General features: G+C 74.2%; 17 protein-coding genes. All 17 read right to left on the bottom strand.

The annotated features are described in order from the left end of the window. Window positions 1–14: 14 nt before the first annotated feature. Complete coding sequence (gene der / locus OG218_RS24255; protein ID WP_328295781.1) at window positions 15–1,502, bottom strand: ribosome biogenesis GTPase Der; 1,488 nt, start codon at window positions 1,500–1,502, stop codon at window positions 15–17. Further along, window positions 1,499–2,254, bottom strand: coding sequence for a lysophospholipid acyltransferase family protein (locus OG218_RS24250; protein ID WP_328295780.1), 756 nt, complete (start codon window positions 2,252–2,254; stop codon window positions 1,499–1,501). Before OG218_RS24250 ends, der begins: the two co-directional genes overlap by 4 nt. Next, window positions 2,251–2,985 carry a (d)CMP kinase gene (gene cmk, locus OG218_RS24245; protein WP_328295779.1) on the bottom strand — a complete coding sequence of 245 codons (735 nt, stop codon included), beginning with the start codon at window positions 2,983–2,985 and terminating at the stop codon, window positions 2,251–2,253. Before cmk ends, OG218_RS24250 begins: the two co-directional genes overlap by 4 nt. Window positions 2,986–3,121: 136 nt before the next feature. After that, window positions 3,122–4,234: a prephenate dehydrogenase gene (locus tag OG218_RS24240; protein ID WP_328295778.1), complete on the bottom strand. Its 1,113-nt coding sequence runs from the start codon at window positions 4,232–4,234 to the stop codon at window positions 3,122–3,124. Window positions 4,235–4,253: 19 nt separating this feature from the next. Further along, window positions 4,254–4,616, bottom strand: a complete 363-nt coding sequence (aroH, locus tag OG218_RS24235) for a chorismate mutase (RefSeq protein WP_328295777.1) — start codon at window positions 4,614–4,616, stop codon at window positions 4,254–4,256. 35 nt (window positions 4,617–4,651) lie between these two features. Next, a complete protein-coding gene (locus OG218_RS24230) occupies window positions 4,652–5,644 on the bottom strand; it encodes a pseudouridine synthase (RefSeq protein WP_328295776.1) in 993 nt (330 codons plus the stop codon). Continuing rightward, on the bottom strand, window positions 5,641–6,387 hold the full coding sequence (gene scpB / locus OG218_RS24225; protein WP_328295775.1) for an SMC-Scp complex subunit ScpB: 747 nt from the start codon (window positions 6,385–6,387) through the stop codon (window positions 5,641–5,643). Before scpB ends, OG218_RS24230 begins: the two co-directional genes overlap by 4 nt. Then, complete coding sequence (locus OG218_RS24220) at window positions 6,384–7,340, bottom strand: segregation and condensation protein A (protein ID WP_328295774.1); 957 nt, start codon at window positions 7,338–7,340, stop codon at window positions 6,384–6,386. The genes scpB and OG218_RS24220 overlap by 4 nt, the downstream gene beginning before the upstream one ends. A 4-nt stretch (window positions 7,341–7,344) precedes the next feature. Next, window positions 7,345–11,685 carry an FtsK/SpoIIIE domain-containing protein gene (locus OG218_RS24215; protein WP_328295773.1) on the bottom strand — a complete coding sequence of 1,447 codons (4,341 nt, stop codon included), beginning with the start codon at window positions 11,683–11,685 and terminating at the stop codon, window positions 7,345–7,347. 299 nt (window positions 11,686–11,984) lie between these two features. Next, on the bottom strand, window positions 11,985–12,272 hold the full coding sequence (locus OG218_RS24210) for a WXG100 family type VII secretion target (RefSeq protein WP_328295772.1): 288 nt from the start codon (window positions 12,270–12,272) through the stop codon (window positions 11,985–11,987). Window positions 12,273–12,395: 123 nt separating this feature from the next. After that, on the bottom strand, window positions 12,396–14,282 hold the full coding sequence (locus OG218_RS24205; RefSeq protein ID WP_328295771.1) for a LysM peptidoglycan-binding domain-containing protein: 1,887 nt from the start codon (window positions 14,280–14,282) through the stop codon (window positions 12,396–12,398). A gap of 51 nt (window positions 14,283–14,333) precedes the next feature. Then, on the bottom strand, window positions 14,334–15,470 hold the full coding sequence (locus OG218_RS24200) for a hypothetical protein (protein WP_328295770.1): 1,137 nt from the start codon (window positions 15,468–15,470) through the stop codon (window positions 14,334–14,336). After that, window positions 15,470–16,078 carry a hypothetical protein gene (locus OG218_RS24195; protein WP_328295769.1) on the bottom strand — a complete coding sequence of 203 codons (609 nt, stop codon included), beginning with the start codon at window positions 16,076–16,078 and terminating at the stop codon, window positions 15,470–15,472. The genes OG218_RS24200 and OG218_RS24195 overlap by 1 nt, the downstream gene beginning before the upstream one ends. After that, complete coding sequence (locus OG218_RS24190) at window positions 16,054–16,539, bottom strand: pilus assembly protein TadG-related protein (RefSeq protein ID WP_328295768.1); 486 nt, start codon at window positions 16,537–16,539, stop codon at window positions 16,054–16,056. Before OG218_RS24190 ends, OG218_RS24195 begins: the two co-directional genes overlap by 25 nt. Beyond that, window positions 16,536–16,946, bottom strand: a complete 411-nt coding sequence (locus OG218_RS24185) for a TadE/TadG family type IV pilus assembly protein (RefSeq protein WP_328295767.1) — start codon at window positions 16,944–16,946, stop codon at window positions 16,536–16,538. The genes OG218_RS24190 and OG218_RS24185 overlap by 4 nt, the downstream gene beginning before the upstream one ends. Next, window positions 16,943–17,374 (bottom strand): TadE family protein, encoded by a 432-nt coding sequence (locus tag OG218_RS24180; protein ID WP_328295766.1) that lies wholly within the window; start codon window positions 17,372–17,374, stop codon window positions 16,943–16,945. Before OG218_RS24180 ends, OG218_RS24185 begins: the two co-directional genes overlap by 4 nt. Next, entirely contained in the window at window positions 17,341–17,574 is a 234-nt protein-coding gene (locus tag OG218_RS24175; protein WP_328295765.1) for a hypothetical protein, read from the bottom strand. Before OG218_RS24175 ends, OG218_RS24180 begins: the two co-directional genes overlap by 34 nt. Between the last annotated feature and the right edge of the window lie 12 nt (window positions 17,575–17,586).

Here is a 17,586-nt window from a genome sequence, read left to right as displayed (position 1 = left end):
GGTAGAACCCTACCTCATCGTTTGCGCTTCTCCCGCACGCGGACGCTGACCTCGATCGGTGTGCCCTCGAAGCCGAACTCCTCGCGCAGACGACGCTCGATGAACCGGCGGTACCCGGCCTCGAGGAAGCCGCTGGCGAAGATGACGAAGCGCGGCGGCTTGGTCGAGGCCTGAGTCCCGAAGAGGATGCGCGGTTGCTTGCCGCCCCGCACCGGGTGCGGGTGGGCGGCGACGATCGAGCCGAGGAACGCGTTGAGGCGCCCGGTGGGGATGCGCATCTCCCACGAGTCCAGCGCGATGTCGATCGCGGGGACGAGACGCTCCATGTGCCGGCCGGTGAAGGCCGACACGTTCACGCGGGGCGCCCACGGGATCTGGACGAGTTCCTTCTCGATCTCGCGCTCGAGGTAGTGCCGGCGCTCCTCGTCGGTCAGGTCCCACTTGTTGTAGGCGACGACGAGGGCCCGCCCGGACTCCACGACGGTGGAGATGACCCGGATGTCCTGCTCGGCCAGCGGCTCGCTGGCGTCGACGAGGACGACGGCGACCTCGGCCTTCTCCAGCGCGGTCTGGGTGCGCAGCGAGGCGTAGAAGTCGGCGCCCTTGGTGAGGTGCACGCGACGACGGATGCCGGCGGTGTCGACGAAGCGCCAGGTGCGTCCACCGAGCTCGATGAGCTCGTCGACGGGGTCGCGGGTGGTGCCGGCCGTGGGGTGCACGACCACCCGGTCGGACCCGGCGAGCTTGTTGAGCATCGAGGACTTGCCGACGTTGGGACGCCCGAGCAGCGCGACGCGCCGCGGGCCGCCCTCCAGCTGGTAGCCGCCACCGACCGCGGAGACCGCAGGCAGCGTCTTCACCGCGGCGTCGAGGGCGTCGCCCGTACCGCGCCCGTGCAGCGCCGAGACGGGGTGCGGCTCACCGAGGCCGAGGCCCCAGAGCTCGGTCGCGTCGGCCTCCTGGCGGGGACCGTCGACCTTGTTGGCGATGAGGGTCACGGGACGACCGGACTTGCGCAGCAGGCGGACGACCTGCTCGTCGCTGGCCGTCGCGCCGACGGTCCCGTCGACGACGAACATCACCGCGTCGGCGAGTTCGATCGCGAGTTCCGCCTGGTCGGCGACGGCGAGGTTGAGGCCCTCGGCCTTGGCCTCCCAGCCGCCGGTGTCGACGAGGGTGAAGTCGCGGCCGGCCCAGTTCGCCGGGTAGGCGACACGGTCACGGGTGACGCCGGGCACGTCCTCGACGACCGCCTCGCGGCGGCCGATGATGCGGTTCACCAGCGTCGACTTCCCGACGTTGGGCCGGCCGACGACGGCCAGCACCGGCAGCGGGCCCGTGGGGGCGTCGTCACCGTCGTCGGAGCCGTCGGACTCCAGCAGGGCGACGTCCTCGGGCGAGAGGTCGTAGTCGTCGAGGCCGACGCGCAGAGCGCGTTCGACGTTCTCGTCGGGAACCTGGGTCTCGTCGGGAGTTTCGGGGTTCTCGGGGGTGGTGCTCACCGGGTGCCTCCTGGCACGTCGTCGGACGCCATCTCGCCGAGCCCCAGCTCGTCGACACCGTCCTGGTCTTCGGGTAGGTGGATGCCGGTGCGCTGCAAGGAGTCCAGCACGTGGCTGGACAGCTTGACCCGGACCTGCTCGACGGCGTCGGCCAGGGCGACACGCCCTGGTACGCCGGGGTCCTTCACCACGGTGAAGGGTTCGCCGAAGCAGAAGCTGAGCTTGCGGCGCAGCGGGGGCACCGAGCGGGGTTTCTCGCCGGCCCGGTGCGCTCCGAGGCAGGCGACGGGCACGACGGGGGCGCCGGACTGCAACGCGATCCACGCAATGCCGCTGCGCACGCTCGCGGCGTCACCGCGACCGCGGGTGCCCTCGGGGAACACCCCGGCCGCGCCGCCCGCGGCGAGGACGGCGAGCACGGACTGCAGCGCGTCGCGGTCGCCGCGGGTCCGGTCGATCGGGATCTGCCCGGCCTGCAGGAGCGACCAGCCGACGAAGCGGTTGAGCGCGGAGCCCTCGAACATCTCCTTCTTCACGAGGAAGTGCGCGGCCCGCGGCGTGACGCCGTACAGCAACGGGCCGTCCATGATCGAGGCGTGGTTGGCGGCGAAGAGCACCGGACCGGTCGTCGGGACGTTCTCCGCACCGATGACCCTGGAGTTCCAGAGGCCCCTAGCGAAGAGCGTGCCGACGGCCCGGGTCCAGGGCCTCGGCGCGTCGGGATGGGAACCGCCCACGGGAGCCTTGTTCACGGCCGCTCCCCGGAGGGCGTGGTGGCCCGCGCGACGACCTCGAGCACGGCGGCGACGGTGCCCTCGAAGTCGAGGTGGGTGGAGTCGAGCGTCACGACCCCGTCGGCGGCGGAGGTGAAGGCCGTCGTGCGGGAGTCCACGCGGTCCCGTTCGACGACGGCGTGGCGGGTCGCCGCGACGGCGGCCTCGTCGGCCGCACCGAGGTCCTGCTGCGCACGGCGGGCCAGGCGCACGCTCTCGTCCGCGGTCAGCAGGATCCGCACGTCCGCGTCGGGGGCGACGACCGTGGTGATGTCGCGGCCCTCGGCCACGACCCCCGCGTTGCGACCGGCGAGCGGTGCGACGCAGGCGGACTCGATGAGCGCGCGCTGACGCAGGACCAGGTCGTGGCGAACGTCGGGTACCGAGGCGACCGCGCTGACGTTGCCGGTGACCTCGGCGGAGCGCACGGCCTCGGTGAGGTCGGTCTCGGCTCCGTCCGCGCCGACGACGGCGACCGTGGGCGCCGCGGGGTCCGTACCCATCGAGAGGGTGACGCTGCGCACGTGCGTGGCGACGGCGACCGCGTCGCCCAGGTCGATCCCGTCCCGCATCGCCGCCCAGGTCACCGCGCGGTACATCGCCCCGGTGTCCAGGAACGCCACGCCGAGCGCACGGGCCGCGGCCCGGCTCACGCTGGACTTGCCGCTGCCGGAGGGGCCGTCGACGGCCACGACGAGGGAACTGCTCACCACGGACACCTCGTCGGGGACGGTTGCGGACGCGACGGGGCCACTGGCAGCGGACGAGGAGGACACCGGTCGAGGTTAGTCGACGCGGGCACCCCGCCGTGAATCGTCACCGGCCGGCCCGGAGCCGTGGCCGGGCTCAGCGGGGAACCGTCCACCCGCGCGCCCGCAGGGCCTCGGTGAGCGGGTCGGCGGACGCGGGGAGGACGTCGATGGAGGCCAGCGCCACGGCCTGCCCCTCGGAGTGCTCCAGCCGCAGGTCCTCGAGGTTCACGCCCGCCTCGCCGACCTCCGTCAGCAACCGTCCCAACGCCCCCGGCCGGTCGGGGACGACCACGACGACGGTGGTGTAGGCCGTCGGCGCACTGCCGTGCTTGCCCGGGATCCGGTCGCGCCCGGACCCCCCGTCGGCGATCACCCGGGCCAGGCGACCGCGGGCGCCGGGAGCCGTCGGGTCGAGGGCGAGCGCCCGCAACGCGCCGACGACGTCGTCGAGGTCGCGGCGCAGGTCCTCGAGCACGTCGGCCACGGGGGCGGCGTTGCCGGCCAGGATCTGCGCCCACAACGTGGGGTCGCTGCCGGCGATCCGGGTGACGTCGCGCAACCCCTGACCGGCGAGCCCGACGGCGGTCTCGGAGGCCTCGCGCAGGCGGGCGGCGACGAGACTCGCGGCGACCTGCGGGGCGTGCGAGACGACGGCCACGGCCGCGTCGTGCTCGGCCGCGGCCATCGTCACGGGCACCCCGCCGCAGTCCATCGCGAGGTCGCGGACGGCTCGCACCGCGACGGGGTCGGTGACCCCGGTCGCGGCGATCACCCAGGGCCGACCGGCGAACAGGTCCGTCCGCGCGGACACCGCACCGGAGCGTTCCCGCCCCGCCATCGGGTGGCTGCCGACGTAGCGACGCAGGTCCGCACCCGCGGCGGTGAGGCTGGCCAGGGGTCCGCCCTTGACGCTGGCGACGTCGGTGACGACGGCTCGCGGGAACGCCGCGAGCTCGGCCGCGACGACCTCCGCGACGACGTCGGGCGGTGCGGCCACGAGCACCAGGGCCGGGTCGTCGCCCGCCGCGGGGAAGCGACCGGCACCCAGGTCACGGGCCAGCGCGACCGCCGTCGGCGAGGGGTCGACGAGGACCACGTCCACCCCGCGCAGGGTCAGCGCGAGGGCGGCCGAGGTGCCCAGCAGGCCGGTGCCGACCACGCGCACCGTCCCCCGGGTGCGGGCCGGTGCGGCCGCGTCGAGCGTCACGTCGGGACCACCGGGCCGGTCACTGCGCGATGTCGCGCCGCAGGGCCTGCGCACCGTTGAGGTAGACGTGCTTCATCTCGCTGCGGGCCCGTGTGGTCTCGACATGGGCCATCAGGCGGATCACCCGGGGCATGGACCCGGCGATCTCGAGCTCGCGCGCGCACATCAGCGGCACGTCACCCATCCCGAGCTCCCGCGCCGCGACGGCGGGGAACTCCGAGACCAGGTCGGCGGTGGAGGTGAAGATCACGCTGATGAAGTCGTCGAGGGTCAGGTCGTTGGCCTGGACGACCTCCTGGACGAGGTCCCTCGTCCGCGACAGCACCTCCCCGCGCTCGTCGACGTCCACCTGCACCGCACCACGAACCGCCCGAACCGACACGCGCGGCAGGGTATCCGTCCCGGACTGCGCAGCGCTCACAGCCCCGCGACCGCCATGAGCTGCTGGACCTCGCCGCGGGTCAGGCGGCGGTTCTTGCCCGGCTTGAGGTCACCCAGGACGATCGGGCCCATCTGCACGCGCACCAGCTTCAGGACGGGGTAGCCCTCGGCCTCCAGCAGACGACGCACGATGTGCTTGCGACCCTCGTGCAGGATCACCTCGACCAGGGCGTAGCCCGGCTTGGAGTCGACCAGCTTGAACGAGTCGACCTGCACCGGGCCGTCGTCGAGCTCGATCCCGGCGCGCAGGTTGCGCCCGAGGTCACGCTTGACGGGACCGCGGACCTCGGCGAGGTAGGTCTTCTGCACCCCGAACGAGGGGTGCTGCAACCGGTGGGTCAGCGCCCCGTCGTTGGTCAGCAGGATCAGGCCCTCGGTCTCGAGGTCGAGGCGGCCGACGTGGAACAGCCGTTCCTCGCGCGGACCGACCATGTCGGCCAGGTTCAGCCGGCCGTCCTCGTCGTACATGGTGGAGACGACGCCCTTGGGCTTGTTCACCATGATGTAGACGAGCTCGTCGTCGATGGAGAAGCGCATGCCGTCCACGTGCACGACCTGGCGCGTCGGGTCGATGCGGACCCCGAGCTCGGTGACGACCTCACCGTCGACGGTGACGCGGCCCGCGGTGATCATCTCCTCGCAGGCGCGACGGGACCCGGCCCCGGCCTGGGCGAGGACCTTCTGCAGACGCACGCCCTCGGGGTCGTGGACGTCCGTGCCGGGGTGGGCCCTGACCGGGCCCGGACCGCGACGCGGCGGCTGCGGCGCCGGCTTGACGTTGTCCGTCATCCGCTTCGCGGAACCGCGGCGGGCGCCGGGTGCGGCCTTCCCGCCGGTCCCCTTCGGCCCGCCCTGCTGGGGCCGGCCGCCGCTCTTGCCGGAGGGACGACCTCCGGTGCTGGGGCGGTCCGACCTCTGGGGGCGGCCCTGCCCTCGGCCACCGCTGCTGCGGGGCGCCTTCGGGCTCATGGTGTGTCCTCCTGCTGCTGGGGTTCGGCCGATTCCGGTTCCGGCCCGGCCGCGGGAGCCTCGGGCTCCGACCCGCCATTGTCGCGCACATCGGGAGTGCTCGGAACCGGCTCGAGGATCGGCTCGGCGATCGACTGCGGGATCGGCTCGGCCAGGAGCTCCCGCGGCTCGAGGTCGTCCATCGACACCTCCTCCGGCAGGAAGGGCGCCAGCGGCGGCAGGTCCTCGAGGCTGTCGAGCCCCATCCGCTGCAGGAACTCCTCCGTCGTGCGGTAGAGCGTCGCCTGCGAGGACACCTCGACCCCCGCCTCGCAGACCAGCCCACGGGTCAGCAACGTCCGCATCACCCCGTCGACGCTCACGCCGCGCACCGCGGAGACCCGCGCGCGGCTGACGGGCTGGCGGTAGGCGACGATCGCCAGCGTCTCCAGCGCCGCCTGGGTCAGCTTCGCGGTCTGCCCGTCCAGCAGGAACGCCTCGACGACGTCGGCGTGCTCGGCCCGGGAGTACATCCGCCACCCACCGCCGACCTCGCGCAGCTCGAACCCACGCCCCTGCTCGGCGTACTCCCCCGCCAGTTCGCGCAGCAGCAGATCGACCTCGTCGGCGTTCTCCCCCGTCGCGCGGGCCAGCGCGCGCGACTGCACCGGTTCGTCGGCCACCATGAGGACGGCCTCGAGCGCACCGCGGATCCGGCGACCCCCGTCGTCCTGCGCCGCCTCGTCGAGCACATCTCCGGTCACGACCCGTTCCCTCCCGGGGCGCCGGGAGCACCCTCGAACTCGTCCAACCCCGCGGGCACCGCGGCCGCCGCCTCACCCTGGTTCGCCTCGGCCTGGGCGTCCCAGCGCACCGTCAGCACACCCAGGGCCTCGGGCTGGTCCAGGCGCACCCGGCGCTCGCGGAACAGTTCCAGGACGGCGAGGAACCGCGCGACGATGACCAGCGTGCCGAGTTCCCCCTCCCCGGCGTCCTCGACGAGTTCCGCGAACGTGACGGTTCCCCTGCGCCGCAAGCGGTCGACCATCAGGGTCGCCTGCTCGCGGACGCTCACGGCGGACTGGTGCAGGTGGTCCAACCCGACCATCGCGATCGGCTTGGGGGTGAGGGCGCGAGCGGCGAGCGCCGCGAACTGCTCCGGGCTGACGGTGAGCACGAGTTCCGGCAGGAGCTTCTCGAAGTGCGGTTCCATCGCGACGGCGCGCGGCACCCGGCGGGAGGCGTCGGCGAAGCGTTCCGCGAGCAGGGCGGCGACCTGCTTGTAGGCGCGGTACTGCAGCAGGCGGGCGAAGAGGAGGTCGCGCGCCTCGAGCAGGGCGAGGTCGTCGGCGTCCTCGACGTCGGCCGCGGGGAGCAGGCGGGCCGCCTTGAGGTCGAGCAGGGTCGCGGCGATGAGCAGGAACTCGCTGGCCTCGTCGAGGTCGAAGCCCTCGTCCTGCTTCGAGGCCTCGCGCAGGTGGGCGATGAAGTCGTCGGTGACGCGGGCGATCGCCACCTCGGTGACGTCGAGCTGGTGCTTGGTGATCAGACCGAGCAGCAGGTCGAAGGGGCCGTCGAAGTTGTCGAGGTGGACGGCGAAGCCCCCCCGGCCGGTCTCGACCGACGGAGCCTGCTCGGTCACGGGGCCGTCGACGACGGGGCCACCGGGGACCTGCTCGGAGGTCCCGGGACTCGTCGGGGAGGGGCTGGCCGGCACGCGGTCAGGCTACCGACTGCGGGACGGCCACGGTGCGCAGCTCGCCGTCGCCCGTGTGCAGCAGAACCCGGCCCGGCTGGGCCGGGGCTCCGAGCGCGCTGCGCGGGACCCGCACCCCCACGACGTCACCGGCCATGATGTCGCTGGGGGCGATGAGAACCCCGCACCGGTTGCGGCGCAACGGGACCTGCCAGTTGGAGAAGCCCGCGCCGACCTCGGCGGTCTCCCCCGCCACGATGACGCCCGTCCCGTCGCGGCCCGCGCGGGCCACCAGGGCGGCGAGCCAGGAGTCGGCGGCGCAGTTCTTCAGCAGCTCGGCGTCGTCGACGAGCAGGACGGCGGGTCCGGCCGCGGGACCGAGGACCGGTTCGAGGTCCTCGACGGTCAGGTCGTCGCCGATGAGCACGGCCCGGACCCCCGGCCGGCCCGCCAGGTCCCGCAACGGGGAGGGCCGGGGCGCGGCGACGACGACCTCCGCGCCCTGGTCCAGCAGCGAGCGCGCCATCGTGAGCAGGACGGTGCTGCGCCCGGACCGGGCGGGGCCGGCCACGATCGCGGTGCCCGCCCCCGCGAGCAGGTCGGGTCCGAGTCCGGCGAGGTCGTCCCCGCCGACGCCGACGAGGGCGACGAGGCGCCCGGGGCCGGTCTCGGTGAGCTCCAGGGCGCGCGGGTAGTCGAGGTGGGCGGGGAGGGTGTCGAGGCGGAACGGTCGCCTCTCCCGCGGGAGGGCACCGTCACGGGCCCGCAGCCGGCCGCCCAGCTCGGACAGCGCGGCGACCTGGCCCGGGCCGGACGGGTCGGCGCCGAGGACGGCGACCTGGGCCTCCTGGCCGGAGGCGGCGCCCGCACCGGCGCGCAGCAGCCGCCCGGGCGCCATGTCCTCGGGGACCTGGCGGGCCGAGAGCCCGGCCATCGTCGCGTCCGCGCGGTCGGTGAGGCGCAGCAGCAGCTTGTCCTCGACGAGGGTCCCGGTGCGCCCGGTCAGCAGCTGCCGGTCGCCCGCGACGACCAGGTGGACCCCGACGCCCGCTCCTTCGCGCAGCAGCATCGTGACGAGCTCGAGCGGCGCCTGGCCGTCGAGTTCGGCGAGCCCGCCGAGGAACCCCTCCCAGCGGTCCAGCAGCAGGACCAGGTGCGGCCAGGGGTCCGGCGAGACGGCCCGTTGTTCGCCGACGTCGGCGACGCCGAGCACCCCGAGCCCCGCCTGGCGACGCAGCACCTCGTTGCGCAACCGGGTCAGCAACCGGACCGCGCGGTCGGTCTCGCTGCGCTGGACGATCGCCCCGGTGTGCGGGAGACCGGCCAGGGCCAGCAGCGCGCCGCCCCCGCAGTCGAGGCCGTACAGGTGCAGGTCCGCGGTGGGCACCTGCTCGGCCAGCCGGGCCGCGAGGGTCCGCAGGACCTGCGAGCGTCCGCTGCGGGGTGCGCCGACCACGTAGAGGTGGCCGTCGGTGGCGAGGTCGAACGCCAACGGATCCCGGCGTTGGCGTTCGGGGACGTCGACCACGCCGAAGCTCGCGGCCAGGGGTCGGTTCGGGGCGGGGAGTTCCCCGGCGGTGAGGAGTTCCGGCAGCGCCGGGAGCCACGGGCTGTGCGGGGTCGGGACCTGCAGTTCGCGCGCCGCGCCGCGGACGGCGTCGACGAGGTGGCGCAGGTCGGTCTCGGCGGCGTCGTCCTTCGCGGCGGGACCCTTCGGCCGGCGCGGGACGGGGCGGCCGAGGTCCTCGAGGCGCAACGGTGCCGACCACGGCGCGGGAACCGCCGTGTCGCGCGAGACCCCCGGCCGCCGTCCGCCGACGCGTCCGGACTGGAACGGGACGAGCGAACCGTGCCCGAGCTTCACGTAGGCCCGGCCCGGTGTTCCCTTGGCGATCCGCGCGGCGTCCGGAGCGTCGAGGACGTCGGAACTCTCCCCCACGTCGGTGACCCGCAGCGCGATGCGCAGGTTGGTGTTGGCGCGGATCTCGGCGCTCACGACACCGGTCGGGCGCTGGGTCGCCAGCAACAGGTGGATCCCCAGCGACCGGCCGCGCTGGGCGATGTTCACCAGGCCGGTGACGAAGTCGGGGAGTTCCCGGGCGAGGGAGGCGAACTCGTCGATGACGATGAGCAGACGCGGGATGCGGGGCAGCTCCCGGTCCGGGTGCGCTTCTCGCAGGTCGTCGTGGTCCTCGAGGTCCTTCGCCCCGACCTCGGCGAGCAGGTGCTCGCGACGGTGGAGTTCCGCCCCCAGCGACGTCAGGGCCCGTCCCACGAGGTGGGTGTCGAGGTCGGTGACCATCCCGACGGTGTGCGGCAGGTCGACGCAGTCCTTGAACGCCGCGCCGCCCTTGTAGTCGACGAGGACGAAGGTCATGGCGTCCGGCCGGTTGGCGACCGCGAGGGAGGCGACGATGGTCTGCAGCAGTTCGGACTTGCCGGAACCCGTGGTGCCGGCGATGAGTCCGTGCGGGCCGTCGGCGCGCAGGTCGATGCCGAACGGCCCGTCGAGGGATTCCCCGACGACGGCCGTGGTGCTCGCCGGTCGCCGGAGCCAGCGTGCCGCGACGCCCTGCGGCGTCGGAGGTTCCAGGTCCAGGACGTCGAGCAACCGGGACCGGTCGGGAAGCCCGGCGCCGGAGTCGTCGTCGCCGGCGTCGCGGACGGGGGCCATCGCCCGGGCGATCCGCCCCGCCCACCCGGGTGCGGGGACGTCGGCGAGGATCCCACCGACCGGGGCGTGACGTTGCCGTTCGACGCGCAGGGTCCCGTCGGCGCGTTCCTCGACGACGGCGGAGCACTCCTCGGGCAGTGACCGGCGGTCGCCCTCGCAGCAGACGACGCGGATCCCCAGCGCAGGCCCCTCGGTGAGCAGGGTGACGACCCCCGGCAACGACCGCAGCCGGCGGGCCCCGTCCAGGACGACGACGAGGTCCGGCGCGTCCAGCCGGGTCCCGGAGGCCAGTCCGGCGAGGGTCCGGCGACGGTCCTCGAGCACCGTCGCCAGTTCCGCGACGCGCCGGGCCCAGGTCTCGGTGCTCGTGCCGACGAAGACCGACGCCGCGCCGCCCGCCTCGGAACGCGCGTGCGGGACCCACCGGAGCCAATCCCACTCGGCGAGGCCCGCGGGGGTCGTCAGGACGTGCAACGACACGTCGCGGGGACTCTGCAGCACGGCCAGCTGCACCAGCCACCGGCTGGCGAGGGCGCGGGCACCCGTTCCGGCGACCCCGGTGACCGGGTTCTCCCGCAACGAGACGGTCACCGGAACCCGGTGCGCGGTGGCGGAGACCTGACGGCGGTGCTCGAGTTCCTCGGGATCCTCGACGACCACGGTGGAGGGCAGGTCGGCGAGGCCCAGCCGGACGTCGAGGTGGTCCGCGTCGCGGCGACGGCGTTCCCACAGCCGGGCCCGCGGGCCGATCGCGGTGAGCAGGAGCTCCGCCGGGTCGGGGGACGTCGCGCGACGGGCGCGTCGTTCGGCCACGAGGGCCTCGGCGGCATCGCGTTCGATCGCCAGCTTCTCCCGGCGGTAGCGGGCGAGCACCTCGCGGTGGGTGGTGCGTCCGGCGCGCCGGTCCACGACCGCGTTCGCCACAACCGCCACCGGGCTCAGGAGACCGATCACGAGGTAGTAGTAGTTGTGGCTCATGGTGACCATGGCCGCGCTCATGAACAACGGCACGAGGGCGGCGACCACCGGGAAGGGACGACGGGTCGGGTCCCCGGGTGGGTTCGGCAACCGGAACCTCGTCGTGAGGTCCGGGGGCAGCAACCGCGGTGGCCGGTTGTAGTCGAGACCCACCACGTCGTCGGCGGAGGTCGCCGTGGGTTCCAGCACGGCGTCCGGGACGGCGGGGACCCCGATCCCGAGCACCGCGCCACCGAGGTCGAGCACGTCGCCGGCGACCCACAACCGCGGGTCGGTGAGTTCCGCGGCCTCCAGCCGGGGGTCGCCCTCGACCGCCGAGACCATGACGGCACCCGTGGGCGCGACCGCGATGCGGACGATCGCCCGACCGGCGACGACGACCGGACCCGTGGGGCCGACGAGGTGTTCCCCCACCCCCAACCGGTGCACCGCCCCCGCCCCCCGGCCTCCGACGACGCGGAGTTCGACGAGCCCGCCGGGTTCCGCCGGGACGCACCCGCCGGCGTCGTGCAGGCTGAGGACGGCGCCCTCACGGACGCCGCTGTCCTCGAGCAGGGTCTCGGGCAGCAGTTCCCGGCCGTCGTGGAAGAGCCGGGCCCCGCGGGTCCCCAGGGCGGAGGTCAGGTCACCCAGCGGCGTGCGTGGATCCGCCTCGACGACGGCGTCACGACGGGTCCCCTCGCGGGGGTCGACGACCGTGACGGCCAGACGCATGGGACTGCTCCTCGAGAACTCGGCGGTCCTCCAGCGTGACCGGGTGCGCCCGGCCGTGCGAGGGCCCTCCCCCGTGCGGCGCAGCGGGTCCGCAGGTCGTCACCCCCCGGCAGCGGGGGGTGCACCCGGGTGGGTGACCTCGTGGTCCGCGGTGTCACACCGTCGAGGCGGTCGGCCCGAGCACCGCGGCCCTCGACGTCGACCCACGGGTCGGGGACGGGAACCCCTCACCGGTTCCGGTCGGCGGTCCCGGTCGCCCGGCCGGGCACCCGCGCGGGGTGCCCGGCGCGCGGGGTGGGTCAGCGGCCGAGGCTGGAGGCCAGCTGGGTGTCGGCGTCGGACAGCGTCTGCGCCGCGCTGTTCAGGTAGGACGACATGCCGGTCAGGCCTTCGAGGACCTGGGTGATGCCGGTGTTGAACTCGTCGTAGGAGTCCTTGAACGCGACCGAGGAGCGGTCGGTGACGTAGCCGCTGGAGACGAGGCCGTCGACCAGCGACTTCAGCCGCATGAGGCGGTCGGCGATCTCCGCCTTGCCGCTCTCGAGGTTGCTCGCCGCGGAACGCATGTCGTCGTAGGTGACGTTCATGTTCGCCATGGTGCTTCCGTCCTTCGGAACTCGGAGAACCTCGACCGGTCGGACGAGGAGTTTCAAGTGGACCACCCCGGCGCGTCGACCGGTCCGGTTTCCACACCCCGTTCGGGGGATCCTTCAGCCCCGCAGAGCAGCCGCCCAGGCGGTGTACTCCGACGGGGGGAGCCTGCGCGCCCGGCCGGCCAGACCCAGGACCCCGAGGTCCAGGGTTCCCTCGGCGGTCACGGCGAAACGCCAGCTCGCGGTGGGGACGTCGCCGACGCACACCACGGCCACCGGGGTCCGACCACCGCCCACCAGAGCCTGCAGCCGGTCCGCCTGGGTCTCCGTCGGCGGCCCGGACAACGCGACGACGCTGGGCCGCGGCCTGTCCCCCACCCGGTCCGACCGCCCCGCCAGGAGGTCCGCACCGGTCTCCCGGAAACCGTGCCGCTCGAGCCGGTCGAGGACCTCGTCCAGCAGCGGGTGCGGGTGGAGGTTCTCCGGCGCCAGGACCGACAGGTCGTCCCCGAAACCCACGAGGTGGACGTCGACCCCGTCCGACCAGGAGTTCACGGCGAGTTCCACGGCCATGGACGCGACGACGTCGCGGGCGGTGTCGTGGTGCCCACCGATCGCCACGATCCCCGGCGCGCTCTCCAGGTCGAGCAGGATCTCGTGCGTCCCCGACACGGCCACGTCGACCAGGGTCGGGAACGGCGCGGGAACGTCCGGAGCCGTGACGCCGAGGGCGGTGGCGCCGGGCAGGTCGGCCAGCAGCACCCGCCAGGCACCGCCCTCGAGGACGGTCCACGGTCGCGGCGGAACCGCTGCCGGACCCTCACCGCGCACCCCGAGGTGCAGCACGAGTTCGTCGGCGGAGAGGTGGGCGGCCACGACGTCGGGCAACGCCAGACCCGCCGCCGCGCGGTCCTGCGCCAGCCGGCGCAGCGCGTGGTCGAGGAACCGGGCCCGACCGGGGTCGGAGGTCGCGGTGAGGGCATCGGCGGCCGTGGCCGCTGCCGGGGTTCCCGGCCGTCGCAACGCGACGACGACGCCCGCGAGCAGCAACCCGCCGGACAGCGCGGCCCGGGAGACCAGGTCGTCCTGGGCGTCCCGGGCGTCCTGGGTCGCGGTCGAGTTCGCGTGCTCGACCGGAGCCCCGACCCCGGCGGCCGGAACCCCGGGTGCGGGTGCGCTCAGCGGAACCGCGGTCGCACCGACCGCGTCGGCCGGCAGCAGCAACGTCCAGCCGGGCCGGATCAGATCCGCGTCGACGAGGCGGGAACCGTCGGCCTGCACCCGTTCCGCGTTGAGGGCGAAGATCTCGTGGTAGCGCATCGGGTCGCCGAGCGTTCGTTCCGCGATGTCCCAGAGGCAGTCGTGGTGACGCCCCTCGGGTGGCTGGACGACGTACAGCACGGGTTCCGCGCGGGAACGGGCGCTCCAGCCGAGGTCGGGGGTAGCGGCAGGCGCGGCCTGCGAGGCCCCGGCCGTCACCACGCTCCGCGCGGCGCCCGTCTCGACACCGACGACCTGGACCGCGGCGGTCGAGCCCACCGGGACGGTCTCGAGGACCGCGACGGTCCCGGGCACCCACACCGCGCCCGAGGCCAACAGGAGGACTGCGGCCACCAGACGGTGCGCGAGCAGCTGGTTGGCCCCGCCCACCGGCACCTTCCCGGAGCGTCCACCCGCGATCCAGGCCCGGGCCTCGGCGAGGACGCAGACGACGAAGTGGACCCAGACCAGCCACAGCACCACGGCCAGGACGTCGAGCACGGCCCCGGCGCTGAGTTCCGCGTCGAGCCACGCGCGGGTCGGTGCGGTCGTGGGCAACGGGTTGCCGACGAGTTCCACCAGGGCGAACGGGACGCCGACCAGGACGGCGAGCAGCACGAGTGCGGCGCCGAGGCCGCGCAGGACCTCGCCGACGCGTGCGGCCCGCGACATCGGCGCACGGGGCAACCGGTGCGGAGCGGGGGTCGGGTTCCGGGCCGTCCGGGTGGGGGTGGCAGTGCTCACGGGTCTCGCCTCGGTTCGGTGGGGCGTTCGGATCGGGTGGTCATGCGGGGGTCACGGCGCGAGCGGGACGACGAGGGTCTGGATCTCGGTGACGCGCAGGTCGAGCTGGAGCGGGATCTGCACGTCCCGTTCGACCGTCCAGCTCAGGCCGTCGTCGTCGCTCACCCAGATCCGCCAGTTCTCGGTGGCGCGGACGTCGAACGTGTCGCCGTCGCCCCGGCCCCCGGAGGTCTGCGAGTAGCTGAACGAGCAGATGCCGGGTCCGGTGCGTTCGGTCGCACCGGGCAGGAGTTCCCGGCCCCCACCGGCGCACTCGACGTCCTTCTGACCCGGTTCACCGGAGGCGACCGTCAGGGAGCGGAACTCGGCCCGCATGCGCAGCAGGCCGTAGTCCAGGGGGACGTCGCGGTCGCCCTCGGCCGAGAACGAGATGGTCTGTCCCAGACGCGGTGTGCGGGAGGGCGAGGTGACGAGCATCCCCGGGTGCAGTCGGCCGGTCCTCTCCTTGGTGATGAGGTACCTGCGCTGTCCCTCCGTCAGTTCCCACCAGAACGGCGGGCGGTCCGGGGAACTGCGCAGGAACGGGAGGACGCCACTGGAGTACCCGACGACCCGTGCGGGCGCGAGCGTCACCGGGTCGACGGGCGTCGTCATGCACACCTTCAGGAAGTCCGCGGGCACCTCCACCGGCGTGGTCTCGGTCACCGTGGGTTCCGGCGGTCCGGTCGTGGTGGGAGGGGTCCCCGGCGTCGGCTCGACGACGGGCGGCGTGACGGGGGCCGTGGTCGGTACCGACGACGGGACGTCGACCGGGGAGGGCGTGTCGGTGGGCCCCGGCGTGAGCACCGGTGTCGCGGTGCTGAGCCCGAACGGTGTGGCCGAGTCCATGGTCGGGCCCGTCTCGTCCGGCGGCAGCAACCAGCAGGTCGGCACCGGGGCACCGCCGAGCAGCGCCCGGTAGTTCCTGGCCGTCCCGCCCGCGGAACAGACGGCGCCGTAGTTGCCGGCCGACGAGGCGTAGGTCCGGCAACTGCCGTGCACGTTGTCGGTGTCGGAGCCGGTGTGGTTGGCCGCCATCGCCCGGGCACCGCCGGCCTCGGCCGCCTGCGCGGGGGTCGCGAGACCGACGACGGCGGTGGCGAGGACGGCAGTGAGAACCGCGGGGAGGACCGCCGCGGTGCGCCGCATCAGAACCGCTCCTCGACGACGTCGCCCGCACCGCAGTCGGCCCCGGTGGTGGCCAGGTCGTCGACCAGCCACGCGTCGCCGACGCGCAGGACGACGGCGTGCGCGCCGCCGTAGTGGGCCGCGTTCACCGGCTCGCCGCTGGTGCGCTCGACCTGCCACCCGCGGTCCTGCAGGCAGAGGTCGAGTTCGACGCGGTCGTCCCCCGCTCGCGTGCTCGCGAGCACGCCGACCGGGTAGGGGCCCGGCATCCGGTCCCCGAGGTTGGCCGCGAGCAACGGCAGCGCCCAGGACCGGCCGTTCGGGGTGAGGGTGGCGGTGAACGCGGGAACGGCTGCCGCGTCGGCGACACCGGCGTTGATCGCGAGGGCCTGTTCGCGCAGGTACCCCCGCAACGCCGTCACCGCGGCATCGCGGTCGAAGCGGCCGTCGAACTCGCCGGCCACCGCGGTCGAGGGGACCGGCGCCGGCGGAGCCGTCGGGGTGGGCGCGGCCGCGTTCGCCGCGACCGCCGCCGCGGGCGGAGTGACGTCGCTCGCTCCGTCCGAGCACGCCGTCAGGCACGAGATCGCGCCCGCGGCGGCGATCAGCAGGATCCGGTTTCCGTGCACGTCACGTCCTCCTCGCTCGTCCCCTCGAAGGGGCGGGCCCGCCCGTCACCGGAGGCCCGAAGTTCCTCGACACCGACGATCCCCAGCAGGGAGGCCGGTTGCACGATCTCGACGTGGGTCCGCACGACGATCCGGCGGTGCAGGGGATCACCGACGTCCGTGGTCCCCCGGAAGCAGTGCCCGGGGTCGACGATCGGCGCCCCCGAGGCGGCGGCCGCCGCGCAGTACGCGTCGACCCGCGCGGCGACCTGGGCCTCGGGGAGGAGTTCCAGGTCCTCCGCGTCCAGGTCGATCGCGGCCGCGCCGGCGCGGGCCGCCTCCTCGGCGTAGGCGACGGCCCGGGCCCGGGCGCTCAGCTGCCGCGACGCGTCGACCACCAGACCGGCCAGCAGCAGCAGGACCAGCGCCAGGACCGGCACCGCCGGGGCGATGGAGCCCTCGTCCCCCCGGAACCGGTTCACGACAGCTCCCGGTTCGGGTCGAGGGGGCTGGCGAAGGAACTCGTGACCGACAACGACCCCGGCAGACCCGGCAGACCGAGGTCGGCCACCGAGTAGCTGCACCGGGCGGTGACGGTCACCGCGCGCCCCGCGGCGAACTCCGGGATGGGCTCCACGACGAGGCTGTCCGCGCAGTTCCCGGGACCCACGGCGTCGTGCAGCACCGCGTAGGCACGGTGTTGCGCCGCACCGGGACTGCGTGCGGTCGTGGCCGCTCGGGCCGCGTCGCGGACCCCGGAGTCCAGCGTGGCCGAGACCTGGGTGACCCGGGCGTAGGCCAGCAGCAGGGCGATGAGCAGGAACAGCGCGGGAGCCACCAGGGTGAACTCCAGCGCGACGCTCCCCTCGTCCCCCGGGGGGCGGTTCACCGGACGTTCCCGAAGCGTTCGACGGTTCCGGAGGCCCGCTGCGTCGTGGTGAGGTCGAGACCGGGGACGAGGCTGATGACGTGGCCGGTGACCACGACGCTCACCTCGCTGCGGTTCGCGTTCCACCGCGTGCTCGCCTGCGGGTCGAGCAGCGACTCCCGACCGATGGTCCCGGCGAACTGCTCGACGTGGGCGCGGACGACCGGGTCGGCCGCGACCGCCTGCTGCTCGTCGGGGACGACGCGCAACTGCGCGACGCCCTCGCGGGCCGAGGCCAGCGCGACCGAACGGCCGTAGGCCCACAACCCCGCCTGGATGCCGAAGAACACCAGCAGCAGGAACACCGGGGCGATGAACGCCATCTCCAGCGCCGCGGAACCCCGGTCGTCGCGAACTAGCAGACGCCGCCGACGGTGGTCTGCGAACACTTCGTCAGTTCCTCGCTCTTGGTCTGCACGATCTTGTACACCGCGCCGCCGATGAGCGTCGCCGCCACGACGACGATCGCCGCGATGACCGCCCACTCCAGCGCGGAGGCTCCCGCGTCGCGCCCCTGGGCCGCGGCCCGACGGGCGCGGGCCGAGAGCACCCGGGCGAGCCGGGACAGCAGGAGGAGGTTGTCGGACATGGTGGTTCCCTT

The organism is Kineococcus sp. NBC_00420 (genome assembly GCF_036021035.1).
Taxonomy (GTDB): Bacteria; Actinomycetota; Actinomycetes; order Actinomycetales; family Kineococcaceae; genus Kineococcus.
This window is presented reverse-complemented; position numbering and strand designations above follow the sequence as displayed.

What these genes read in the sequence shown, in the direction of transcription:
- OG218_RS24230 (WP_328295776.1), bottom strand. Translation starts at nt 5,644, where the DNA reads ATGAGCCCGAAGGCGCCCCGCAGCAGCGGTGGCCGAGGGCAGGGCCGC.
- OG218_RS24215 (WP_328295773.1), bottom strand. Translation starts at nt 11,685, where the DNA reads ATGCGTCTGGCCGTCACGGTCGTCGACCCCCGCGAGGGGACCCGTCGT.
- OG218_RS24210 (WP_328295772.1), bottom strand. Translation starts at nt 12,272, where the DNA reads ATGAACGTCACCTACGACGACATGCGTTCCGCGGCGAGCAACCTCGAG.
- OG218_RS24200 (WP_328295770.1), bottom strand. Translation starts at nt 15,470, where the DNA reads ATGCGGCGCACCGCGGCGGTCCTCCCCGCGGTTCTCACTGCCGTCCTC.
- OG218_RS24175 (WP_328295765.1), bottom strand. Translation starts at nt 17,574, where the DNA reads ATGTCCGACAACCTCCTCCTGCTGTCCCGGCTCGCCCGGGTGCTCTCG.